This is a genomic window from Pseudomonas sp. TE24901 (assembly GCF_054058375.1).
In genome coordinates, this window is the sequence record NZ_JBSSAF010000009.1 from 293,971 (window position 1) to 317,019 (window position 23,049).

At 55.4% G+C, this 23,049-nt stretch carries 22 protein-coding genes and 4 tRNA genes; all 26 read right to left on the reverse strand.

The features are described from left to right. Positions 1-6: 6 nt before the first annotated feature. Positions 7-339, reverse strand: coding sequence for a 50S ribosomal protein L22 (rplV, locus tag ACVWVP_RS19955; RefSeq protein ID WP_003103908.1), 333 nt, complete (start codon positions 337-339; stop codon positions 7-9). Between the two features lie 11 nt (positions 340-350). Further along, the gene (gene rpsS / locus ACVWVP_RS19960) at positions 351-626 is read right to left on the reverse strand and encodes a 30S ribosomal protein S19 (RefSeq protein WP_002555486.1); all 276 of its coding nucleotides are present in this window, start codon (positions 624-626) and stop codon (positions 351-353) included. A gap of 16 nt (positions 627-642) precedes the next feature. Next, positions 643-1,467: a 50S ribosomal protein L2 gene (gene rplB / locus ACVWVP_RS19965; protein WP_003186055.1), complete on the reverse strand. Its 825-nt coding sequence runs from the start codon at positions 1,465-1,467 to the stop codon at positions 643-645. A 14-nt stretch (positions 1,468-1,481) separates the two neighbouring features. Next, the gene (rplW, locus tag ACVWVP_RS19970; protein WP_002555488.1) at positions 1,482-1,781 is read right to left on the reverse strand and encodes a 50S ribosomal protein L23; all 300 of its coding nucleotides are present in this window, start codon (positions 1,779-1,781) and stop codon (positions 1,482-1,484) included. Next, on the reverse strand, positions 1,778-2,380 hold the full coding sequence (gene rplD, locus ACVWVP_RS19975) for a 50S ribosomal protein L4 (RefSeq protein ID WP_003176424.1): 603 nt from the start codon (positions 2,378-2,380) through the stop codon (positions 1,778-1,780). Before rplD ends, rplW begins: the two co-directional genes overlap by 4 nt. A gap of 12 nt (positions 2,381-2,392) precedes the next feature. Continuing rightward, positions 2,393-3,028: a 50S ribosomal protein L3 gene (gene rplC, locus ACVWVP_RS19980; protein ID WP_065891200.1), complete on the reverse strand. Its 636-nt coding sequence runs from the start codon at positions 3,026-3,028 to the stop codon at positions 2,393-2,395. A gap of 81 nt (positions 3,029-3,109) precedes the next feature. Further along, positions 3,110-3,421 carry a 30S ribosomal protein S10 gene (rpsJ, locus tag ACVWVP_RS19985; protein WP_003186070.1) on the reverse strand — a complete coding sequence of 104 codons (312 nt, stop codon included), beginning with the start codon at positions 3,419-3,421 and terminating at the stop codon, positions 3,110-3,112. 158 nt (positions 3,422-3,579) lie between these two features. After that, positions 3,580-4,773, reverse strand: coding sequence for an elongation factor Tu (gene tuf, locus ACVWVP_RS19990; RefSeq protein ID WP_457407656.1), 1,194 nt, complete (start codon positions 4,771-4,773; stop codon positions 3,580-3,582). A gap of 30 nt (positions 4,774-4,803) precedes the next feature. Beyond that, positions 4,804-6,909 carry an elongation factor G gene (gene fusA / locus ACVWVP_RS19995; protein ID WP_178924237.1) on the reverse strand — a complete coding sequence of 702 codons (2,106 nt, stop codon included), beginning with the start codon at positions 6,907-6,909 and terminating at the stop codon, positions 4,804-4,806. 30 nt (positions 6,910-6,939) lie between these two features. After that, entirely contained in the window at positions 6,940-7,410 is a 471-nt protein-coding gene (gene rpsG, locus ACVWVP_RS20000; RefSeq protein ID WP_002555493.1) for a 30S ribosomal protein S7, read from the reverse strand. Between the two features lie 118 nt (positions 7,411-7,528). Further along, the gene (gene rpsL / locus ACVWVP_RS20005) at positions 7,529-7,900 is read right to left on the reverse strand and encodes a 30S ribosomal protein S12 (protein WP_002555494.1); all 372 of its coding nucleotides are present in this window, start codon (positions 7,898-7,900) and stop codon (positions 7,529-7,531) included. Positions 7,901-8,116: 216 nt separating this feature from the next. After that, positions 8,117-12,316 (reverse strand): DNA-directed RNA polymerase subunit beta', encoded by a 4,200-nt coding sequence (gene rpoC / locus ACVWVP_RS20010; protein WP_178924235.1) that lies wholly within the window; start codon positions 12,314-12,316, stop codon positions 8,117-8,119. A gap of 64 nt (positions 12,317-12,380) precedes the next feature. After that, on the reverse strand, positions 12,381-16,454 hold the full coding sequence (gene rpoB, locus ACVWVP_RS20015) for a DNA-directed RNA polymerase subunit beta (RefSeq protein ID WP_016969475.1): 4,074 nt from the start codon (positions 16,452-16,454) through the stop codon (positions 12,381-12,383). A 219-nt stretch (positions 16,455-16,673) separates the two neighbouring features. Beyond that, complete coding sequence (gene rplL / locus ACVWVP_RS20020; protein WP_053125869.1) at positions 16,674-17,039, reverse strand: 50S ribosomal protein L7/L12; 366 nt, start codon at positions 17,037-17,039, stop codon at positions 16,674-16,676. 78 nt (positions 17,040-17,117) lie between these two features. Further along, the gene (gene rplJ, locus ACVWVP_RS20025) at positions 17,118-17,618 is read right to left on the reverse strand and encodes a 50S ribosomal protein L10 (protein ID WP_016969477.1); all 501 of its coding nucleotides are present in this window, start codon (positions 17,616-17,618) and stop codon (positions 17,118-17,120) included. Positions 17,619-17,816: 198 nt separating this feature from the next. Further along, entirely contained in the window at positions 17,817-18,512 is a 696-nt protein-coding gene (gene rplA / locus ACVWVP_RS20030; protein WP_003176434.1) for a 50S ribosomal protein L1, read from the reverse strand. Continuing rightward, positions 18,512-18,943: a 50S ribosomal protein L11 gene (gene rplK, locus ACVWVP_RS20035; RefSeq protein ID WP_003176435.1), complete on the reverse strand. Its 432-nt coding sequence runs from the start codon at positions 18,941-18,943 to the stop codon at positions 18,512-18,514. Before rplK ends, rplA begins: the two co-directional genes overlap by 1 nt. A 117-nt stretch (positions 18,944-19,060) precedes the next feature. Continuing rightward, the gene (nusG, locus tag ACVWVP_RS20040; RefSeq protein WP_003176436.1) at positions 19,061-19,594 is read right to left on the reverse strand and encodes a transcription termination/antitermination protein NusG; all 534 of its coding nucleotides are present in this window, start codon (positions 19,592-19,594) and stop codon (positions 19,061-19,063) included. A 9-nt stretch (positions 19,595-19,603) separates the two neighbouring features. Then, positions 19,604-19,972, reverse strand: coding sequence for a preprotein translocase subunit SecE (gene secE, locus ACVWVP_RS20045; protein WP_003194658.1), 369 nt, complete (start codon positions 19,970-19,972; stop codon positions 19,604-19,606). A gap of 45 nt (positions 19,973-20,017) precedes the next feature. Further along, positions 20,018-20,093 (reverse strand) — tRNA-Trp (locus tag ACVWVP_RS20050). A gap of 161 nt (positions 20,094-20,254) precedes the next feature. Then, positions 20,255-20,330, reverse strand: a tRNA-Thr gene (locus ACVWVP_RS20055). A gap of 26 nt (positions 20,331-20,356) precedes the next feature. Further along, positions 20,357-20,430, reverse strand: a tRNA-Gly gene (locus ACVWVP_RS20060). 24 nt (positions 20,431-20,454) lie between these two features. After that, positions 20,455-20,539 (reverse strand) — tRNA-Tyr (locus tag ACVWVP_RS20065). Positions 20,540-20,682: 143 nt separating this feature from the next. Beyond that, positions 20,683-21,126, reverse strand: coding sequence for a hypothetical protein (locus ACVWVP_RS20070; protein ID WP_457407658.1), 444 nt, complete (start codon positions 21,124-21,126; stop codon positions 20,683-20,685). 7 nt (positions 21,127-21,133) lie between these two features. Beyond that, the gene (locus ACVWVP_RS20075) at positions 21,134-21,883 is read right to left on the reverse strand and encodes a pantothenate kinase (RefSeq protein ID WP_178924231.1); all 750 of its coding nucleotides are present in this window, start codon (positions 21,881-21,883) and stop codon (positions 21,134-21,136) included. Continuing rightward, positions 21,873-22,832, reverse strand: coding sequence for a bifunctional biotin--[acetyl-CoA-carboxylase] ligase/biotin operon repressor BirA (gene birA / locus ACVWVP_RS20080; protein WP_259175048.1), 960 nt, complete (start codon positions 22,830-22,832; stop codon positions 21,873-21,875). The genes ACVWVP_RS20075 and birA overlap by 11 nt, the downstream gene beginning before the upstream one ends. Between the last annotated feature and the right edge of the window lie 217 nt (positions 22,833-23,049).

A 23,049-nucleotide genomic window follows, 5' to 3' on the forward strand; every position in this document is an offset into this window, starting at 1 on the left:
ACTCCGTTACTTGTCAGCAACCTTGACAGTGATATGGCAAGACCGCTTGACGATGCGATCAGCACGGCCTTTGGCACGTGGCATGATGCGCTTCAGCGAACGCCCTTCGTTGACGAAAACGGTACTGACCTTCAGGTCATCAACGTCTGCGCCTTCGTTATGCTCGGCGTTGGCTACGGCCGACTCCAGCACTTTCTTCATGATCTCGGCGGCTTTCTTACTGCTGAAAGCCAACAGGTTGAGCGCTTCGCCCACCTTCTTCCCGCGGATCTGGTCGGCGACCAAGCGGGCTTTCTGGGCGGAGATTCGAGCGCCCGACAACTTAGCGGCTACTTCCATTTCCTTACCCCTTAACGCTTGGCTTTCTTGTCTGCCACGTGCCCACGATAAGTGCGGGTACCGGCGAACTCGCCCAGTTTGTGGCCGACCATGTCTTCGTTAACGAGAACTGGGACGTGTTGACGACCGTTGTGTACTGCGATGGTCAGACCGACCATTTGTGGCAGGATCATCGAACGACGCGACCAGGTCTTAACTGGTTTGCGATCGTTCTTTTCCGCCGCCACTTCGATCTTCTTCAGTAGGTGAAGATCAATAAAAGGACCTTTTTTCAGAGAACGTGGCACTGTCGTATCCCTCTATTTACTTGCGACGACGGACGATCATTTTGTCGGTACGCTTATTACCACGAGTCTTCGCGCCCTTAGTCGGGAAGCCCCATGGCGATACCGGATGACGACCACCAGAGGTACGACCTTCACCACCACCGTGTGGGTGGTCAACCGGGTTCATGGCAACACCACGAACGGTTGGGCGAACGCCACGCCAGCGTTTGGCACCAGCTTTACCCAGCGAACGCAGGCTGTGCTCGGAGTTCGAGACTTCGCCCAGGGTCGCGCGGCACTCAGCCAGCACTTTACGCATCTCACCAGAACGCAGACGCAGGGTCACGTAGACACCTTCACGAGCGATCAGCTGAGCCGAAGCACCAGCGGAACGAGCGATCTGTGCGCCTTTACCTGGCTTCAATTCGATGCCGTGTACGGTGCTACCAACTGGAATGTTGCGCAGTTGCAGAGCGTTGCCCGGCTTGATCGGTGCCAAGGCACCTGCGATCAGCTGGTCGCCAGCGCTCACGCCTTTAGGGGCGATGATGTAGCGACGCTCGCCATCTGCGTACAGCAGCAGAGCGATGTGAGCAGTACGGTTTGGATCGTATTCGATACGCTCGACAGTGGCAGCGATGCCATCTTTGTCGTTGCGACGGAAATCGACCAGACGATAATGCTGCTTATGGCCACCACCGATGTGACGAGTGGTAATACGACCATTGTTGTTACGACCACCAGACTTCGATTTCTTCTCGAGCAGCGGTGCGTGAGGAGCGCCTTTATGCAGCTCCTGGTTGACCACCTTGACCACAAAACGGCGGCCAGGGGAAGTCGGTTTGCATTTAACGATTGCCATGATGCACCCCTTCCTTACTCAGCACTGCTGCTGAAATCGAGATCTTGGCCTGGTTGAAGGGAGATAACTGCCTTCTTCCAGTCATTACGCTTGCCCAGACCGCGAGCAGTGCGCTTGCTCTTACCCAGAACGTTCAGGGTAGTAACACGCTCTACTTTCACGCTGAACAGGCTTTCGACGGCCTTCTTGATTTCCAGCTTGGTTGCGTCAGTTGCAACCTTGAAAACGAACTGGCCTTTCTTGTCAGCCAGAACCGTAGCCTTTTCGGAAACGTGCGGGCCAAGCAGAACTTTAAATACGCGTTCCTGGTTCATCCCAGCAGCTCCTCGAATTTCTTCACGGCCGACACGGTGATCAACACCTTGTCGTATGCGATCAGACTAACTGGATCGGAACCTTGCACGTCACGTACATCAACGTGTGGCAGGTTACGAGCAGCCAGGTACAGGTTCTGATCAACAGCTTCCGACACGATCAAAACGTCGGTCAGGCTCATGTTGTTCAGTTTGCCCAGCAGATCTTTGGTTTTCGGGCTTTCAACAGCGAAGTCCTGAACCACGACCAGGCGGTCGGTACGCACGAGTTCAGCAAGGATGGAGCGCAGAGCTGCGCGGTACATCTTCTTGTTGAGCTTCTGCGAGTGATCCTGCGGACGAGCTGCGAAAGTGGTACCGCCGCCACGCCAGATTGGGCTACGGATAGTACCGGCACGAGCACGGCCAGTACCTTTCTGACGCCAAGGGCGCTTACCGCCACCACGAACGTCGGAACGGGTCTTTTGCTGCTTGCTACCTTGACGGCCGCCGGCCATGTAGGCCACGACTGCTTGGTGAACCAGCGTCTCGTTGAATTCGCCGCCAAATGTCAGTTCGGAAACTTCGATCGCTTGAGCGTCATTTACATTTAATTGCATGTCAGCTTCCCCTTAACCGCGAGCCTTGGCCGCTGGACGTACAACCAGGTTGCCGCCAGTAGCGCCAGGAACAGCACCCTTGACCAACAACAGATTGCGTTCAGCGTCGACGCGCACTACTTCGAGGGACTGCACGGTCACGCGCTCAGCGCCCATATGACCGGACATTTTCTTGCCCTTGAATACACGACCAGGAGTCTGGCACTGGCCAATAGAGCCCGGGACGCGGTGGGAAACGGAGTTACCGTGAGTGTTGTCTTGGCCACGGAAATTCCAACGCTTGATCGTACCCTGGAAGCCTTTACCTTTGGACTGACCGGTTACATCAACCAGTTGACCAGCAGCGAAGATTTCAGCGCTGATCAGATCGCCAGCCTGGTAGTCGCCGTCTTCAAGACGGAACTCCATGACAGTGCGACCAGCTGCAACGTTTGCCTTAGCGAAGTGACCTGCTTGAGCAGCAGTCACGCGCGAAGCACGACGCTCGCCGACAGTGACTTGCACTGCACGATAGCCATCGGTTTCTTCAGTTTTGAACTGGGTGACGCGATTCGGCTCGATCTCAATGACCGTGACCGGAATGGAGACACCTTCTTCGGTGAAAATACGGGTCATACCGCATTTACGACCGACTACACCAATAGTCATGTTGTAAACCTCATGAGTGTACGGGGCTTTCACCCGCTATGGCCGCCCATTTCAGAGCGTTACACGACTAAGACCCGAGTCTTAGCCGAGGCTGATCTGTACTTCCACACCGGCCGCCAGATCGAGCTTCATAAGTGCATCAACGGTTTTATCCGTTGGCTGGACGATGTCCAGTACGCGCTTATGAGTACGGATCTCGTACTGGTCACGCGCGTCTTTGTTGACGTGCGGGGAGACCAGAACGGTGAACCGCTCTTTACGGGTAGGCAGTGGAATTGGACCACGCACTTGAGCACCAGTACGTTTCGCGGTTTCCACGATTTCCTGGGTGGATTGGTCGATCAGGCGATGGTCAAAAGCCTTCAACCTGATACGGATTTGCTGATTTTGCATTGGATTTCAGACTCCGGCTGCTATTCCCACCGGGCGCAATGCGCCCGTTAAAAGGAGGCGCAATTCTATAGACGCCCCAGATAGGTGTCAACCCAATAAAAAAGCCCCCGCTGAGCGGGGGCTTTCTCAAAACATCAGCACTATCTCAGAAGAGATAATTACTCGATGATTTTAGCTACAACGCCAGCACCAACGGTACGGCCGCCTTCACGGATAGCGAAGCGCAGACCGTCTTCCATTGCGATGGTTTTGATCAGGGTAACAGTCATTTGAATGTTATCGCCTGGCATTACCATTTCAACGCCTTCTGGCAGCTCGCAGTTACCGGTCACGTCAGTAGTACGGAAGTAGAACTGTGGACGGTAGCCTTTGAAGAACGGAGTGTGACGACCGCCTTCTTCCTTGCTCAGAACGTAAACTTCTGCGGTGAACTTGGTGTGCGGCTTAACCGAACCTGGCTTAACCAGAACCTGGCCACGCTCAACGTCGTCACGCTTGGTACCACGCAGCAGAACGCCGCAGTTCTCGCCAGCACGACCTTCGTCGAGCAGCTTACGGAACATTTCAACACCGGTGCAGGTGGTGAGGGTAGTGTCACGCAGACCAACGATTTCCAGTGGATCCTGAACGCGAACGATACCGCGCTCGATACGACCAGTCACAACAGTACCGCGACCGGAGATCGAGAACACGTCTTCGATTGGCATCAGGAACGGCTTGTCAGTCAGACGAACTGGTTCTGGGATGTAGCTGTCCAGGGTTTCAACCAGTTTACGAACGGCAGTGGTGCCCATTTCGTTATCGTCGTTGCCTTCCAGAGCCATACGAGCAGAACCGATGATGATCGGAGTGTCGTCACCTGGGAAGTCGTAAGTGCTCAGCAGATCGCGCACTTCCATCTCAACCAGTTCCAGCAGCTCAGCGTCGTCTACCAGGTCAGCCTTGTTCAGGAAAACCACGATGTACGGAACGCCTACCTGACGGGACAGCAGGATGTGCTCACGGGTTTGTGGCATCGGACCATCAGCGGCCGAGCAAACCAGGATCGCGCCGTCCATCTGGGCAGCACCGGTGATCATGTTCTTCACGTAGTCAGCGTGACCTGGGCAGTCAACGTGAGCGTAGTGACGAATAGTCGAGTTGTACTCAACGTGAGCGGTGTTGATGGTGATACCACGAGCTTTTTCTTCTGGTGCGCTGTCGATCTTGTCGAAGTCAACACGAGCCGAACCGAAAACTTCGGAGCAGACGCGAGTCAGAGCAGCGGTCAGAGTGGTTTTACCGTGGTCAACGTGGCCGATGGTGCCAACGTTTACGTGCGGTAGGGAACGATCAAATTTTTCTTTAGCCACGACAATTAACTCCTTGCCTAAAGGACTGAATCAGCCTTGTTTTTTGGATACAGTTTCAGCGATGTGCGCCGGAGCTGTGTTGTATTTTTTGAATTCCATAGAGTAGCTTGCGCGACCCTGGGACATGGAGCGAACGTCGGTCGCATAACCGAACATCTCACCCAACGGAACCTCGGCGCGAATCACTTTGCCGGAAACCGTGTCTTCCATACCCAAGATCATGCCGCGACGACGGTTAAGGTCGCCCATGACATCACCCATATAGTCTTCAGGTGTAACAACTTCTACCGCCATGATCGGCTCAAGCAACTCACCACCGCCCTTCTGGGCCAGTTGCTTGGTAGCCATGGAGGCAGCCACCTTAAACGCCATCTCGTTGGAGTCGACGTCGTGGTAAGAACCGTCAAAAACGGTTGCTTTCAGGCCGATCAGCGGATAGCCGGCGACAACACCGTTCTTCATCTGCTCTTCGATGCCCTTCTGGATAGCCGGGATGTATTCCTTAGGAACCACACCACCCACTACTTCGTTCAAGAATTGCAGACCTTCCTGACCTTCGTCAGCAGGAGCAAAACGGATCCAGCAGTGACCGAACTGACCACGACCGCCGGACTGACGAACGAACTTGCCTTCGATTTCACAGTTCTTCGTGATGCGCTCACGATAGGAAACCTGAGGCTTACCGATGTTGGCTTCGACGTTGAACTCACGGCGCATCCGGTCAACCAGGATGTCCAGGTGCAACTCGCCCATGCCGGAGATGATCGTTTGACCAGTCTCTTCATCAGTCTTGACGCGGAAAGATGGATCTTCCTGAGCAAGCTTGCCCAGAGCGATACCCATTTTTTCCTGGTCATCCTTGGTCTTAGGCTCTACGGCAACCGAAATAACCGGCTCCGGGAAGTCCATGCGAACCAGGATGATTGGCTTGGCAGCGTCGCACAAAGTCTCACCAGTGGTGACGTCCTTCATGCCGATCAGGGCCGCGATGTCACCAGCGCGTACTTCCTTGATCTCTTCACGGGCGTTTGCGTGCATTTGCACCATACGACCCACACGCTCTTTCTTGCCTTTGACCGAGTTGATCACGCCGTCGCCGGATGCCAACACGCCCGAGTAAACGCGGACGAAAGTCAAAGTACCCACGAATGGGTCGGTAGCGATCTTGAACGCCAAAGCCGAGAACGGCTCGTCATCACTTGCGTGACGCTCCATCTCTTCTTCCTCGTTATCAGGGTTCGAACCCTTGATAGCAGGAATATCGGTTGGAGCAGGCAAGAAGTCGATAACGGCGTCGAGAACCAGGGGAACACCCTTGTTCTTGAACGAGGAACCGCAAACAGCCAGGACGATTTCGCCAGCGATGGTACGCTGACGCAGAGCGGCCTTGATTTCCGCGTTGGTGAGTTCTTCACCTTCGAGGTACTTGTTCATCAGCTCTTCGCTGGCTTCGGCAGCAGCCTCAACCATGTTATTGCGCCACTCGTCAGCCAGCTCTTGAAGCTCGGCAGGGATCGGCTTGCGAACAGGAACCATACCTTTGTCAGCGTCATTCCAGTAGACAGCTTCCATGTTGATCAGATCGATCTGACCCTGGAAGTTATCTTCGGAACCGATAGCCAACTGGATCGGCACCGGAGTGTGACCCAGACGCTGCTTGATCTGACCGATCACGCGCAGGAAGTTGGCACCAGCACGGTCCATCTTGTTTACGTAAACAAGACGTGGAACGCCGTATTTGTTGGCCTGACGCCATACGGTTTCCGACTGAGGCTCAACACCCGAGGTACCGCAGAACACAACGACAGCGCCGTCGAGTACGCGCAGGGAACGTTCTACTTCAATGGTGAAGTCTACGTGGCCCGGGGTATCGATAACGTTGAAGCGGTGCTCGTCTTTGTACTGCTTCTCGGAACCTTTCCAGAAGGCGGTAATAGCAGCAGAAGTAATGGTAATACCACGCTCCTGCTCCTGAACCATCCAGTCTGTGGTCGCGGCGCCGTCATGCACCTCGCCCATTTTGTGACTTTTGCCGGTGTAAAACAGTACGCGCTCGGTGGTGGTGGTTTTACCAGCATCCACGTGAGCAACGATACCGATGTTACGGTAGCGGCTAATCGGAGTAGTACGAGCCATAAAGCCCTCGCAAAATTAGTGAAGCTAAAATTAGAAGCGGTAGTGCGAGAAAGCTTTGTTAGCTTCAGCCATACGGTGCACGTCTTCACGCTTCTTAACAGCAGCACCTTTACCTTCAGCAGCGTCCAACAGTTCGCCAGCCAAACGCAGAGCCATAGACTTCTCGCCGCGCTTACGGGCGAAGTCTACCAACCAGCGCATTGCCAGAGCGTTACGACGGGACGGGCGAACTTCAACCGGAACCTGGTAAGTAGCACCGCCTACACGGCGCGACTTTACTTCGACCAGCGGAGCGATGGCGTCGAGAGCTTTCTCGAAGATTTCCAGGGGGTCGCTGTTCTTGCGTTCTTTAACCTTTTCCAGCGCGCCATAAACGATACGCTCGGCAACGGCTTTCTTGCCGCTTTCCATCACGTGGTTCATGAACTTGGCCAGAATTTGGCTTCCGTATTTTGGATCGTCAAGCACTTCGCGCTTGGCTGCTACGCGTCTTCTTGGCATGGATAAGCCCTCAAACGGTCTTCAGGTTCGCTCGGAATCGGTGCCCTTTCGGGACGCCTCCGACCTTACTCTTATCGACTCAGAAAATTAGATGATTCAGTGTTACAAAAAGCCGCTACTACTTAGGCTTCTTGGTACCGTACTTCGAACGACCCTGGTTACGACCTTTAACGCCGGAAGTATCCAAGGAACCGCGTACGGTGTGGTAACGAACACCTGGCAAGTCTTTTACACGACCGCCGCGGATCAGTACCACGCTGTGCTCTTGCAGGTTGTGACCTTCACCGCCGATGTACGAGGAAACCTCGAAACCGTTGGTCAGGCGCACACGGCATACTTTACGCAGTGCCGAGTTAGGTTTTTTCGGCGTAGTGGTATACACGCGAGTGCATACGCCACGACGTTGCGGGCAGTTCTGCAGCGCAGGTACGTCGGATTTCTCGACGATACGCTTACGCGGCTGACGTACCAGCTGGTTGATAGTTGCCATCTACTAGCTCCACTGTTGTCTTGCGACGCTATTGTCTTGCAAGAAAAGCAAAATGGCAGGAACGAATTCCCGCCAAATTTAGGGGTACAAGAGTCTAAAGAGGATCTTGCCCCCAGTCAAGGCAAGGCCCCGACCTCCCCTCTCATCGAACCGGGGCAAAATTGCCTCGATCCGACGAATGGAGCTGCCAGGGCCCGGACTTATTTATCGCAGAACTCAGTTACCGCTGGAGTTCAGCGCTTCGGTCAGTGCAGCTTCCACTTCACTGGCGCTTACGCGCAACGGCTTGTCAGCATCACGGCGACGCTTACGTTCGCTGTGGTAAGCCAAGCCGGTACCGGCCGGGATCAGACGACCCACAACCACGTTTTCTTTCAGGCCGCGCAGGTAATCGCGCTTGCCGGTTACCGCTGCCTCGGTCAGTACGCGAGTGGTCTCCTGGAAGGAGGCCGCCGAGATGAACGACTCAGTCGACAACGACGCCTTGGTGATACCCAGCAGCACGCGAGTGAACTTGGACACGAATTTGTCTTCGTTCGTCAGGCGCTCGTTTTCCACCAGTACGTGAGTCAGTTCCATCTGGTCGCCCTTGATGAAACTGGAATCGCCGGATTCAGCGATTTCAACTTTACGCAGCATCTGACGCAGGATGGTCTCGATGTGCTTATCGTTGATCTTCACGCCTTGCAGGCGGTAAACGTCCTGGATCTCGTTAACGATGTATTTGGCCAGCGCACTCACACCCAGCAGACGCAGAATGTCGTGTGGATCGCTCGGACCGTCGGAGATAACTTCGCCGCGGTTTACCTGTTCGCCTTCGAACACGTTCAGGTGACGCCACTTCGGAATCAGCTCTTCATACGGATCGCTACCGTCGTTCGGGGTAATGACCAGACGGCGCTTGCCCTTGGTCTCTTTACCGAACGCGATGGTGCCGCTGACTTCAGCCAGGATCGACGCTTCTTTCGGACGACGCGCTTCGAACAAGTCGGCAACACGCGGCAGACCACCGGTGATGTCACGGGTCTTCGAAGTTTCTTGCGGGATACGCGCGATAACATCACCGATCGCGATCTTCGCACCATCCGCTACACCGACCAGGGCGTTGGCTGGCAGGAAGTACTGAGCGATAACGTCAGTGCCTGGCAGCAACAGATCCTTGCCGTTGTCATCGACCATCTTCACGGCTGGACGGATGTCTTTACCGGCAGCTGGACGATCTTTCGCGTCGAGTACTTCAATGTTGGTCATACCGGTCAATTCGTCAGTCTGACGCTTGATCGTGATGCCTTCTTCCATGCCCACGTAGGTCACGGTACCTTTCATTTCGGTAACGATTGGGTGAGTGTGCGGATCCCACTTGGCCACGATTGCGCCAGCGTCGACCTTGTCACCCTCTTTAACCGAAATCACAGCACCGTACGGCAGCTTGTAACGCTCACGCTCACGACCGTAGTCATCAGCGATTGCCAGCTCACCGGAACGGGACACAGCTACCAGGTGGCCATCCACTCGCTCAACGTGCTTCAGGTTGTGCAGACGGACGGTACCGCCATTCTTCACCTGAACGCTGTCGGCTGCGGAGGTCCGGCTTGCCGCACCACCGATGTGGAACGTACGCATGGTCAGCTGGGTACCCGGCTCACCGATGGACTGGGCAGCGATAACGCCGACCGCTTCACCGATGTTCACCTGGTGACCACGAGCCAAGTCACGGCCGTAGCACTTGGCGCAAATGCCGTAGCGGGTTTCGCAGCTGATCGGCGAGCGAACGATCACTTCGTCGATGCTGTTGAGTTCGATGAACTCGACCCACTTTTCGTCTACCAGGGTGCCAGCAGGAACGATAACTTCCTCGGTACCTGGCTTGAATACGTCACGGGCAATAACACGACCCAATACGCGCTCACCCAGCGGCTCTACAACGTCACCGCCTTCAATGTGCGGTGTCATCAGCAAGCCGTGCTCGGTGCCGCAATCGATCTCGGTCACAACCAGATCTTGTGCAACGTCTACCAGACGACGAGTCAGGTAACCGGAGTTAGCGGTTTTCAACGCGGTATCCGCCAGACCTTTACGAGCACCGTGAGTGGAGATGAAGTACTGGAGTACGCTCAAACCTTCACGGAAGTTCGCAGTAATCGGCGTTTCGATGATGGAACCGTCCGGCTTGGCCATCAGGCCACGCATACCGGCGAGCTGACGGATCTGCGCAGCAGAACCCCGTGCGCCCGAGTCGGCCATCATGTACATCGAGTTGAAGGACTCTTGGTCAACTTCGTCGCCGTGACGGTCGATGACTTTCTCTTTCGAGAGGTTGGCCATCATCGCCTTGGAAACTTCGTCGTTCGCCTTCGACCAAAGGTCGATTACCTTGTTGTACTTCTCGCCCTGGGTTACCAGGCCGGAGGCGTACTGGCTTTCGATCTCTTTCACTTCGTCGGTGGCAGCACCGATGATGCGGGCTTTTTCATCCGGGATAACGAAGTCGTTAACACCGATGGAAACGCCGGAAATGGTCGAGTAAGCAAAACCGGTGTACATCAACTGGTCAGCGAAGATCACGGTCTCTTTCAGACCAACCACGCGGTAGCACTGGTTGATCAGCTTGGAGATCGCCTTTTTCTTCATCGGCAGGTTGACGACGTCGTATGACAGACCTTTTGGTACAACTTGATACAGCAGCGCACGACCGACAGTAGTGTCGACGATACGGGTGCTGGTCACGCTGCCGCCATCACGGTCGTTGACGGTTTCGTTGATCCGCACTTTGACCTTGGCGTGCAGTGCGGCTTCGCCGGCACGGAACACACGGTCAACTTCTTGCAGGTCAGCAAACACACGACCTTCGCCCTTGGCGTTGATCGCTTCACGGGTCATGTAGTACAGACCCAATACAACGTCCTGCGACGGAACGATGATTGGCTCACCGTTGGCTGGCGACAGAATGTTGTTGGTCGACATCATCAACGCACGCGCTTCCAACTGGGCTTCCAGCGTCAGCGGTACGTGCACGGCCATTTGGTCGCCGTCGAAGTCGGCGTTGTACGCAGCACAGACCAGAGGGTGCAGCTGGATAGCCTTACCTTCGATCAGTACCGGTTCAAACGCCTGGATACCCAAACGGTGAAGGGTCGGTGCACGGTTGAGGAGAACCGGGTGTTCACGGATCACTTCAGCGAGAACGTCCCAAACCTCTGGCAGTTCGCGCTCGACCATTTTCTTGGCCGCTTTGATGGTGGTCGCGAGACCGCGCATTTCCAGCTTGCCGAAGATGAACGGCTTGAACAGCTCCAGAGCCATCTTCTTAGGCAGACCGCACTGGTGCAGACGCAGGGTCGGGCCTACGGTAATTACCGAACGACCGGAGTAGTCAACACGCTTACCGAGCAAGTTCTGACGGAAACGACCTTGCTTACCCTTGATCATGTCAGCCAGGGATTTCAGAGGACGCTTGTTGGAACCTGTGATAGCGCGGCCACGACGACCGTTGTCGAGCAAGGCATCGACCGCTTCCTGCAACATACGCTTTTCGTTGCGCACGATGATGTCCGGAGCGGACAGATCGAGCAGGCGCTTCAAGCGGTTGTTACGGTTGATCACGCGGCGGTACAGGTCGTTGAGGTCGGAGGTCGCGAAACGACCACCGTCCAACGGTACCAGCGGACGCAGGTCTGGCGGCAGAACCGGCAGAACGGTCAGCACCATCCACTCTGGCAGGTTGCCGGAACCTTGGAAGGCTTCCATCAACTTCAGACGCTTGGACAGTTTCTTGATCTTGGTTTCGGAGTTGGTTTGCGGAATTTCTTCGCGCAGACGGCCAATCTCGTGCTCCAGGTCGATAGCGTGCAGCAGTTCGCGGACAGCTTCGGCACCCATGCGGGCATCGAAATCGTCGCCGAACTCTTCCAGCGCTTCGAAGTACTGTTCGTCGTTCAGCAGCTGACCTTTTTCAAGGGTGGTCATGCCTGGATCGATAACGACATAGCTCTCGAAGTAGAGAACGCGCTCGATATCACGCAGGGTCATGTCCATCAGCAAGCCGATACGGGACGGCAGCGATTTCAGGAACCAGATGTGGGCAACCGGCGAAGCCAGCTCGATGTGCGCCATGCGCTCACGACGAACCTTGGCCAGTGCAACTTCAACGCCGCACTTCTCGCAGATCACACCACGGTGCTTCAAGCGCTTGTACTTACCGCACAGGCACTCGTAATCCTTTACCGGGCCAAAGATCTTGGCGCAGAACAGGCCGTCACGCTCAGGTTTGAACGTACGGTAGTTGATGGTTTCCGGCTTTTTAACTTCACCGAACGACCACGAACGGATCATCTCAGGCGATGCCAACCCAATACGGATGGCGTCGAACTCTTCGACTTGACCCTGGTTTTTCAGCAAATTCAGTAGGTCTTTCAAGGCCTTTCCTCCTGGCGGAGCAGAGAGCGGGCCAAACAGCCCCGCTCTCGATTCGCGTCACGTGTTATTCGGTTTCCAGATCGATATCGATGCCGAGGGAACGAATTTCTTTGATCAACACGTTGAAGGACTCGGGCATGCCCGGCTCCATACGGTGATCGCCGTCCACGATGTTTTTGTACATCTTGGTCCGACCGTTCACATCGTCCGACTTCACTGTGAGCATTTCTTGCAGAGTGTAAGCAGCACCGTATGCTTCCAGTGCCCAGACCTCCATCTCCCCGAAACGCTGACCACCGAACTGAGCCTTACCACCCAGCGGCTGCTGGGTAACCAGGCTGTACGAACCGGTAGAACGGGCGTGCATCTTGTCGTCTACCAAGTGGTTCAGCTTCAGCATGTACATGTAGCCAACAGTAACCGGGCGCTCGAACTTGTTGCCGGTACGGCCGTCGAACAGCTGCATCTGGCCGCTTTCTGGCAGGTCTGCCAGTTTCAGCATGGCCTTGATTTCGCTTTCCTTGGCACCGTCGAACACCGGGGTAGCCATTGGAACGCCGCCGCGCAGGTTCTTCGCCAGATCCAGGATTTCCTGGTCGGAGAAGGTGTCCAGCTCTTCGTTGCGACCGCCGATCTCGTTGTAGATCTCGTGCAGGAACTTGCGCAGGTCAGCAACCTTGCGCTGCTCTTCGATCATACGGTTGATCTTCTCGCCCAGACCTTTGGCCGCGAGGCCCAGGTGGGTTTCAAGGATCTGACCAACGTTCATACGCGAAGGTACGCCCAACGGGTTGAGGACGACGTCGACCGGGGTGCCATTGGCATCGTGCGGCATGTCTTCAACCGGCATGATCACGGAGACCACACCTTTGTTACCGTGACGACCGGCCATCTTGTCGCCCGGCTGGATGCGGCGACGGATTGCCAGGTAAACCTTGACGATTTTCAGCACGCCTGGAGCCAGGTCATCGCCCTGCTGCAGTTTGCGCTTCTTGTCTTCGAACTTGTCGTCCAGCAGACGGCGGCGATCAACGATGTAGGCCTGGGCCTTCTCGAGCTGCTCGTTCAGCGCATCTTCAGCCATGCGCAGTTTGAACCACTGGCCGTGCTCAAGACCGTCGAGGATTTCGTCGGTGATGTCCTGACCTTTCTTCAGACCTGCGCCGCCTTCAGCCTTGTGGCCTACCAGAGCGGAACGCAGACGTTCGAAGGTCGCGCCTTCAACGATACGGAACTCTTCGTTCAGGTCCTTGCGGATCTCGTCGAGCTGGGTCTTCTCGATGGACAGTGCACGAGCATCACGCTCAACGCCGTCACGGGTGAAGACCTGTACGTCGATGACAGTACCTTTGGTGCCAGTCGGCACTCGCAGGGAGGTGTCTTTAACGTCGCTGGCTTTTTCACCGAAGATGGCACGCAGCAGTTTTTCTTCCGGAGTCAGTTGAGTCTCGCCTTTCGGAGTGACCTTACCGACCAGGATGTCGCCTGCGCCTACTTCAGCACCTACATAAACGATACCGGCTTCGTCCAGCTTGTTCAGTGCAGCTTCACCCACGTTCGGGATGTCTGCAGTGATTTCCTCTGGGCCAAGCTTGGTGTCACGCGCCACACAGGTCAGTTCCTGAATGTGGATCGTGGTGAAGCGGTCTTCTTGAACAACACGCTCGGACAGGCAGATGGAGTCTTCGAAGTTGAAGCCGTTCCATGCCATGAACGCGATGCGCATGTTCTGACCCAGTGCCAGTTCACCCATGTCGGTGGACGGGCCGTCGGCCATGATGTCGCTACGCTGAACGCGATCACCCTTGCTCACCAGCGGACGCTGGTTGATGCAGGTGTTCTGGTTCGAGCGGGTGTATTTGGTCAGGTTGTAGATGTCGACACCGGCTTCGCCAGTTTCAACTTCGTCATCGGCAACACGAACCACGATACGGCTGGCATCAACGGAGTCGATCACGCCGCCACGACGAGCCACGACGCAAACGCCGGAGTCACGGGCTACGTTACGCTCCATGCCGGTACCTACCAGCGGCTTGTCAGCGCGCAGGGTGGGTACAGCTTGACGCTGCATGTTGGAACCCATCAACGCACGGTTGGCGTCATCGTGCTCCAGGAACGGGATCAGCGACGCTGCAACCGAAACTACCTGCTTCGGCGAAACGTCCATCAAGGTGACGTCTTCCGGCGCCTTGACGGTGAACTCGTTCAAGTGACGAACAGCTACCAGCTCGTCGACCAGGACTTTCTTGTCGTTCATCGTGGCCGAAGCCTGAGCGATCACGTGATCAGCTTCTTCGATGGCCGACAGGAACACGATCTCGTCGGTGACCAGAGCGTCTTTCACCACGCGGTACGGGCTCTCGAGGAAGCCATACTGGTTGGTGCGCGCATACGCGGCCAGGGAGTTGATCAGGCCGATGTTCGGACCTTCCGGCGTCTCGATCGGGCAAACACGACCGTAGTGCGTCGGGTGTACGTCACGCACTTCAAAGCCTGCACGCTCACGGGTCAGACCGCCCGGGCCCAGTGCGGATACACGGCGCTTGTGGGTGATCTCGGAGAGTGGGTTGTTCTGGTCCATGAACTGGGAAAGCTGGCTGGAACCGAAGAACTCTTTCACCGCCGCAGCCACTGGCTTGGCGTTGATCAGGTCTTGCGGCATCAGGCCTTCGCTTTCTGCCATCGACAGACGCTCTTTGACCGCACGCTCAACACGTACCAGGCCTACGCGGAACTGGTTCTCGGCCATTTCGCCTACGCAGCGAACACGACGGTTACCCAGGTGGTCGATGTCATCGACGATGCCTTTACCGTTACGGATGTCGACCAGGGTCTTCAGTACCGCGACGATGTCTTCCTTGCACAGCACGCCCGAACCTTCGATCTCGGTACGACCGATACGACGGTTGAACTTCATCCGGCCGACCGCAGACAGGTCATAGCGCTCAGGGCTGAAGAACAGGTTGTTGAACAGGGTTTCGGCAGCGTCTTTGGTTGGTGGCTCACCTGGACGCATCATGCGATAGATCTCGACCAGCGCTTCCAATTGGTTGCTGGTGGAGTCGATCTTCAGTGTGTCGGAGATGAACGGACCGCAGTCGATATCGTTGGTGTACAAAGTCTCGATGCGAACAACCTGAGCCTTGGCGATCTTGGCCAGGATCTCGGTGTTCAGCTCGGTGTTGCACTCGGCCAGGATCTCGCCTGTTGCCGGGTGAACGATGACCTTGGCGGTAGTACGACCCAGGACGTAGTCCAGTGGCACTTCCAGCTCTTTGATACCGGCTTTTTCGATCTGGTTGATGTGGCGCGCAGTAATACGACGGCCAGCCTCAACAATGACCTTGCCCTTGTCATCCTGGATGTCCAGAACAGCAATTTCACCACGCAGGCGCGAAGCGATCAGCTCCAGCTTGAGGGTTTCATCCTTCAGGCTGAATACGTTGGTGGTGTAGAAGGCGTCCAGCACCTGCTCGGTGGTATAACCGAGCGCGCGCAGCAGTACCGAAGCCGGCAGCTTGCGACGACGGTCGATACGCACGAACACGCAGTCTTTCGGGTCGAACTCGAAGTCCAACCACGAACCGCGGTACGGAATGATCCGCGCGGAGTACAGGAGCTTGCCGGAGCTGTGCGTCTTGCCGCGGTCGTGGTCGAAGAACACGCCCGGGGAACGGTGCAGCTGGGAAACGATCACACGCTCGGTACCGTTGATAACGAAGGTACCGTTCTCTGTCATCAATGGGATTTCGCCCATGTAGACTTCTTGCTCTTTGATGTCCTTGATCGCTTTGTTCGACGATTCTTTGTCGAAAATGATCAGGCGCACTTTTACCCGCAAAGGTACGGCGTAAGTAACACCGCGCAACACGCATTCTTTGACATCAAATGCCGGTTCGCCCAGGCGATAACCGACGTACTCCAGCGCAGCATTGCCGGAGTAGCTGATGATCGGGAAAACGGATTTGAAGGCCGCATGCAGGCCCACGTCGCGGAACTGATCTTTGGTCGCTCCCGCCTGCAAGAATTCACGATACGAATCCAGCTGGATAGCCAGAAGGTACGGGACATCCATGACGTCCGGCAACTTGCTAAAGTCCTTGCGGATACGTTTTTTCTCAGTATATGAGTAAGCCATCAGCGTTCCCCAGCTTGGTCACCTGCTTGTTTGGCCCCTCCGACGGGAGCAGCCAGAAAATCTCGCAAACCCCATGGTTTGCACCACCGCATCGGGTGGCTACAGCGCGTTAATGGCGGCGACCGAGTCGACAGCCAAGAACGGAAAAAGGCCGGTGGCAAGAGCCACCAGCCATCAGCCTTCAGCTTAACGCTTGGGCTGGAGACGCAAGGTCGATGCTTACTTCAGCTCGACTTTAGCGCCTGCTTCTTCCAGTACTGCTTTGGCTTTGTCAGCTGCGTCTTTGGCAACAGCTTCCAGAACCATGGCAGGAGCGCCGTCAACTACAGCCTTGGCTTCTTTCAGGCCCAGACCGGTCAGTTCACGTACTGCCTTGATCACGTTTACTTTCTTCTCGCCAGCTTCGGTCAGCATGACGTTGAATTCGGTTTGCTCTTCAACAACGGCAGCAGCAGCAGCTGGGCCAGCGGAAGCAGCGGCAGCGGAAACGCCGAATTTTTCTTCGAAAGCTTTGATCAGCTCAACAACCTGCAGAACCGACATTTCAGCTACGGCGTTGAGGATATCGTCTTGGGAGATAGACATTGCTGTATTTCCTGAATTGGGGGACGGCCTACTCGGCCATCGAAATAAACAAAAATACGCGAGAGAAGTCGCTCAGCCTTAGGCTGCGGCAGCTTCTTTTTGCTCGCGAACTGCGGCCAGAGTACGAGCCAGCTTGCTGGTAGCGCCTTGAATCACGCTCATCAGCTGCGAAATGGCTTCGTCGCGGGTCGGCAGTGTTGCCAGTACGTCGATTTGGTTAGCTGCGAGGAACTTGCCCTCGAACGCAGCTGCCTTGATCTCGAACTTATCCTGACTCTTGGCAAACTCTTTGAACAAACGGGCAGCAGCGCCTGGATGTTCTTTGGAGAACGCGATCAGAGTCGGGCCAGTGAACACGTCGTTGAGAACACTGTATTCAGTGTCAGCAACAGCGCGCTTGAGCAGGGTGTTACGTACAACACGTACGTATACGCCAGCTTCACGAGCCTCTTTACGGAGTCCGGTCATAGCGCCTACTGTCACACCACGGGCATCAGCCACGACAGCGGACAGAGCAGCTTTGGCAGCCTCGTTGACTTCAGCGACGATGGCCTTCTTGTCTTCGAGATTAATTGCCACGGGTTTAACTCCTGCTTGTTACCGTTTCATCTGGCCGGAGCCGGATGTCGTTTTGGTGTCTGATTCGGTAAGGAACCGGGAGCACCATCTGCGTAGGCTTGTGGTTTAAGACTTGCGTCGCCTACGGTCTTGGATAGCCCCCGCCAGGCAGGGACCCCAATTTTTCAATTGGCGCAATCTCTCGCGCCAATCTGTGTCTTATACGTCCAGCGAGCCTTGGTCGATGACCAGACCTGGGCCCATAGTGGTGCTCAGGGTAACGCGCTTGACGTAGATACCTTTCGAGGAAGCTGGCTTGATACGCTTCAGATCAGCGATCAGGGCTTCAACGTTTTCCTTCAGCTTGACGGCGTCGAAACCGACCTTGCCAACGGAGGTGTGGATAATGCCGTTTTTGTCGGTGCGATAACGAACCTGACCAGCTTTGGCGTTTTTAACCGCGGTAGCTACGTCTGGGGTTACGGTGCCGACTTTAGGGTTAGGCATCAGACCACGTGGACCGAGGATCTGACCCAACTGACCTACAACGCGCATTGCATCCGGGGAGGCAATAACCACGTCGTAGTTCAGGTCGCCGCCTTTCATTTCGGCAGCCAGGTCATCCATGCCAACGCGGTCAGCGCCGGCGGCCAGAGCAGCTTCAGCTGCCGGGCCTTGGGTGAAGACAGCTACACGTACAGTCTTGCCAGTACCGTGTGGCAGCACAGTTGCGCTACGAACGACCTGGTCGGATTTACGTGGGTCAACACCCAGGTTTACAGCAACGTCAACGGACTCGCTGAACTTGACAGTCGACAGCTCGGTCAGCAGGGCGGCAGCGTCTACAAAGTTGTAGGACTTGCCCGCTTCGATTTTGCCGGCGATAGCCTTTTGGCGCTTGGTCAGCTTAGCCATTACACACCCTCCACGTTAAGGCCCATGCTACGAGCAGAACCGGCGATGGTACGCACGGCTGCATCCATATCAGCTGCAGTCAGATCCGCGTTTTTGGTTTTCGCGATTTCTTCCAGCTGAGCACGAGTTACGGTGCCAACCTTAACGGTGTTAGGACGAGCGGAACCGCTAGTCAGACCAGCAGCTTTCTTCAGCAGAACCGAAGCCGGGGTCGACTTGGTTTCGAAAGTGAAGCTACGGTCGCTGTATACAGTGATGATCACCGGAGTCGGCAGACCTGGCTCAAGACCCTGAGTACGGGCGTTGAAGGCCTTGCAGAATTCCATGATGTTCACGCCGTGCTGACCCAGAGCTGGACCGACGGGTGGGCTTGGGTTGGCCTGAGCGGCCTTCACTTGCAGCTTGATGTAAGCGGTAATCTTCTTGGCCATGAGGCACTCCAATTACGGGTTCAAACGCCTCGAAAGGCTCCCCGGTTACTTGCGCGTTTATCCCAGTGACGACAAAACCCCACAGCCTAGGACTGTGGGGTTGGGATGCTTGCTCAGCTAGACCTTCTCGACCTGACTGAACTCCAACTCTACCGGAGTAGAGCGACCGAAAATGAGCACAGCCACTTGGATCCGGCTCTTTTCGTAGTTAACTTCTTCGACAGTGCCGTTAAAATCAGCAAACGGACCATCTGTAACACGAACAACCTCACCCGGCTCGAACAACGTCTTCGGCTTAGGCTTGTCGCTGCCATCAGCAACACGACGCAGAATTGCTTCCGCCTCTTTGTCAGTGATTGGAGCAGGTTTATCAGCGGTACCGCCGATGAAACCCATGACACGAGGGGTATCTTTGACTAAGTGCCAAGTACCTTCGTTCATGTCCATTTGAACCAGCACGTAGCCTGGAAAGAACTTGCGTTCGCTCTTGCGCTTCTGGCCATTCCGCATTTCGACCACTTCCTCAGTGGGAACCAGAATTTCGCCGAAGCCATCTTCCATGCCTGCCAGCTTTACGCGCTCCAGCAAAGAGCGCATAACATGCTTCTCGTAACCCGAGTAAGCATGCACAACGTACCAACGCTTAGCCACGGGACACCCTTAGCCAACAATCAAGGAAACAAGCCAACCGAGCAGGGAATCAAGACCCCACAACAGCAACGCCATAACCAGAACAACAGCCACGACAATCAGGGTGGTCTGCGTGGTTTCTTGGCGAGTCGGCCAAACGACTTTACGAATTTCGGTGCGAGCTTCCTTTACCAGGACCGCGAAAGACTTGCCCTTAGCGGTCTGCAGGCCTACAAAGGCAGCTACAGCAGCAAGAGCAAGCAATGCGAGCACACGGTACAGGATCGGCGAAGCAGAATAGTACTGATTGCCGACAACGCCTACGACCACCAACGCGACTACGGCGAGCCACTTGACCAGATCGAAACGAGAGCTTTGAGCTTCAGCCTTAGGAGTCATCTATGAAGATCCTGTGAAAAGAAAGCCAGACACACCACGTGAATCTGGCAGGTCAGGAGGGAATCGAACCCCCAACCTACGGTTTTGGAGACCGTCGCTCTGCCAATTGAGCTACTGACCTAAAACAAAATCAGGCCGACCATTATGCAGGCCTGAAAAAGACTTTACAACAACCAACCCCAAGAGACTTGAAATCACCCAGCAACAAAGCCAAGCAGAACACCATCAAGCCGAGGCAGCTGTTAAAACAAAGGCAGATATTTTCATATCTGCCTTGTTATATGGAGCTCTTGAGCGGATTTGAACCGCTGACCTCACCCTTACCAAGGGTGTGCTCTACCAACTGAGCTACAAGAGCGAAACACATTGCACAACCTGCAAACTTGGAGCGGGTAGCGGGAATCGAACCCGCATCATCAGCTTGGAAGGCTGAGGTTCTACCACTAAACTATACCCGCGGAGCTTGCAGCTCACGCTAAAAATGGTGGAGGGGGAAGGATTCGAACCTTCGAAGTCGTAGACGTCAGATTTACAGTCTGATCCCTTTGGCCGCTCGGGAACCCCTCCTAAGCGAGCCGGCATTTTACATCATGCCGACCTTCTGTCAAGCATTTTCTCATTTAAAAATATGAGGTTAGCTGCATTGACCTTCGCTTCACACCGTTGACCTTAAAGGTCTTCACTGCGAAGCGGGCGCCATTCTATGCAAACTAATCGAGAGTTGCAACGCCTTCGCACAACATTATTTTATGTTTTAACTCATTGAATTCCTTAGCAAGGTTTTCAAAGGGCAGATCATCAGCGAGGCGCCTGCTTTCAGGGGCAACACGGAGCCAGTAACCAGAGGCCTCCTGCGTATTGAGCAATTGCATCTTGACCTTTATATCCAGACTGACGAGGCGCTGCTCAAGCATTAATGCTTGTCGCTGATCCGCAAAGCCACCCAGGTACAAACAGGCATTCACCTCAGAGGCCTTGGCCCTGTCGCGCTTTTGCACCGCATCGGAGGATTCACTCAGAAGGCGGATATCCTGCTGCGAGCCCCTGTAGAGACTCAGAGGAGTGACATCCTTTGCCCGTAACGGCGCCTCTTGCTGATGCCAAATGTAGTAGAACGCATTGAGGACCAGCAAAAGCAAAAACAGCCAACGCATAAACACCTCAGGACAAAGGGCACGCCATCGCCAGGCCAACGAAGACCAGATCCGGAACAAGCCGAGCTTGAGGCACGGCCTCCGAAACGAGCTCGGCATCCCCACCGGTGAGAAACACCGTGAACTCATCCCCCCAGTAACTTCGAGCAAGCTCCAGCTGAGTCAGCACAAACCCTCTCAGCATGAGCGTACAGCCGCGCTCGACCGCCTCTACGGTGGTACGACCTGGCGACAAGCGCGCCAATGCCTGCTCGGCTGCAGCATCGTCGTAACGTATCTTACGGGTATGAGTTCGCAACTGGTTACGCATTAGCGGCATGCCAGGACAAATGAAGCCTCCTAGGTGCTCACCATCTGCAGCAATAAAATCGGCCGTTGCCGCAGTACCGAAATCAAGTACCAGGCAGGCACCCGAGGCCAATTTGAAAGCACCGAGCATTGCCAACCAGCGATCAAGCCCGAGGCGCTCAAACGCCTCATACCCGTTGCGAACGCCCGCCATGTCGCGCGCGGGCGCAGCACAGGACACGACAACCCCAAAAGCGGCCTCCAAGGCCGCCACCAACTTGCTCGTTTCCTCCAACGCGCGAACACTCACCAAACGGCAGCGTGTCAGCAAGAGGCCTGGCAGCGCTGACAAGCTATCTATCAACGCGACATCCGAACCGACAACGCCTTCTGCAAACGCACCTACCGCTGGCAAATCAAGCACACGCCACTTGATGAAGCTGTTCCCACAGTCGAGCTCAAGAATCATCACGCAACCTCAGGCTTAATTCACCACCGCTGTACGTCTTTTCGACCCCCTCAACACTCAACCGCAATGCCCCCTGACGATCGACGCCCAAGACCACCCCGTCAATGTGAGTAACCCCCGCTATAAGGGAAACAGCCTTACCCTGCCACAAATGATTCTGCTCCCACTCTTCCTGGAGCGCCGCAAACCCGGAGGCCTTATGCCGGTCCAGGTAGTGCTGCAGTTGCAGGCCAAGTCTTGCAACAAGAAGGTTGCGGTCAAGGGGTAAACCCGCTTCCAACTGCACCGAGGTCCACTGCTGATCAACGTCTGCAGTCCTCTGCATATTCACGTTAATTCCAACCCCAAGGACAACGTGACAGATATCAGCGGGATCCCCGACTAACTCCAGCAAGATTCCGGCAATTTTCTTCCGACCGACCAGAACGTCGTTTGGCCACTTCAGCGCTGCGCCTTGCACCCCAGACTCACGCAAAGCCTGCATGACAGCCAACCCGACGACGAGACTCAATCCCTCCAGCTGCCTCAGCCCACCCTCAATGCGCAGTACGAGGCTGTAATACACATTTTGCGCGAATGGGCTGGCCCACGTCCGACCTCGCCGTCCTCTCCCTGCCGTCTGCTGCTCTGCGAGCACCAGGAGCGGCGCGGCACAGCCAGTCTCGACAAGGCGCAACGCTTCAGCATTGGTGGAGTCAATGGAGTCTGAAATATGGACGGGCCAGCCCAAGGCAGGCGCATTTGAGTTGATCTCTTCGGCACTCAAAAAGATCAAAGGCGATGCCAGCTGATATCCCCGCCCTCGAACTTTATGGATAGGCAGGCTCAATTCGGTCTCCAGATGCTGCAGTTGCTTCCAGACAGCACTGCGACTGATGCCCAAGGCGGCACCCAATGCCTCTCCAGAGTGGAATCGACCGTCTTTCAAGAGTTTCAACAACGTCAGCATGCAAGTATCGCCTCACAATGAGGCACGCATGATAGCCATGCGTAAGGCCATTGCATAGAAAGGCGGGAGCTTAGCGCGAAAAGGTTATGCAACAAAAACGTCAAATACGTTTCGACCGCCCAAAACAAAACCCCATCTGCTCTCGCAAATGGGGTTTTGGAATTTAATCTTGACGATGACCTACTCTCACATGGGGAAACCCCACACTACCATCGGC

Coding starts and splice junctions, on each gene's coding strand:
- rpsJ (WP_003186070.1), bottom strand. CDS start 3,421: ATGCAAAATCAGCAAATCCGTATCAGGTTGAAGGCTTTTGACCATCGC.
- rpsL (WP_002555494.1), bottom strand. CDS start 7,900: ATGGCAACTATCAACCAGCTGGTACGTCAGCCGCGTAAGCGTATCGTC.
- fusA (WP_178924237.1), bottom strand. CDS start 6,909: ATGGCTCGTACTACTCCGATTAGCCGCTACCGTAACATCGGTATCGTT.
- rpsG (WP_002555493.1), bottom strand. CDS start 7,410: ATGCCAAGAAGACGCGTAGCAGCCAAGCGCGAAGTGCTTGACGATCCA.
- rplV (WP_003103908.1), bottom strand. CDS start 339: ATGGAAGTAGCCGCTAAGTTGTCGGGCGCTCGAATCTCCGCCCAGAAA.
- rplL (WP_053125869.1), bottom strand. CDS start 17,039: ATGTCTATCTCCCAAGACGATATCCTCAACGCCGTAGCTGAAATGTCG.
- rplA (WP_003176434.1), bottom strand. CDS start 18,512: ATGGCTAAGCTGACCAAGCGCCAAAAGGCTATCGCCGGCAAAATCGAA.
- secE (WP_003194658.1), bottom strand. CDS start 19,972: ATGACTCCTAAGGCTGAAGCTCAAAGCTCTCGTTTCGATCTGGTCAAG.
- rplC (WP_065891200.1), bottom strand. CDS start 3,028: ATGACTATTGGTGTAGTCGGTCGTAAATGCGGTATGACCCGTATTTTC.
- ACVWVP_RS20070 (WP_457407658.1), bottom strand. CDS start 21,126: ATGCGTTGGCTGTTTTTGCTTTTGCTGGTCCTCAATGCGTTCTACTAC.
- rplB (WP_003186055.1), bottom strand. CDS start 1,467: ATGGCAATCGTTAAATGCAAACCGACTTCCCCTGGCCGCCGTTTTGTG.
- rplW (WP_002555488.1), bottom strand. CDS start 1,781: ATGAACCAGGAACGCGTATTTAAAGTTCTGCTTGGCCCGCACGTTTCC.
- birA (WP_259175048.1), bottom strand. CDS start 22,832: ATGCTGACGTTGTTGAAACTCTTGAAAGACGGTCGATTCCACTCTGGA.
- rpoB (WP_016969475.1), bottom strand. CDS start 16,454: ATGGCTTACTCATATACTGAGAAAAAACGTATCCGCAAGGACTTTAGC.
- ACVWVP_RS20075 (WP_178924231.1), bottom strand. CDS start 21,883: ATGATTCTTGAGCTCGACTGTGGGAACAGCTTCATCAAGTGGCGTGTG.
- rplD (WP_003176424.1), bottom strand. CDS start 2,380: ATGCAATTAAATGTAAATGACGCTCAAGCGATCGAAGTTTCCGAACTG.
- rplK (WP_003176435.1), bottom strand. CDS start 18,943: ATGGCCAAGAAGATTACCGCTTACATCAAGCTGCAAGTGAAGGCCGCT.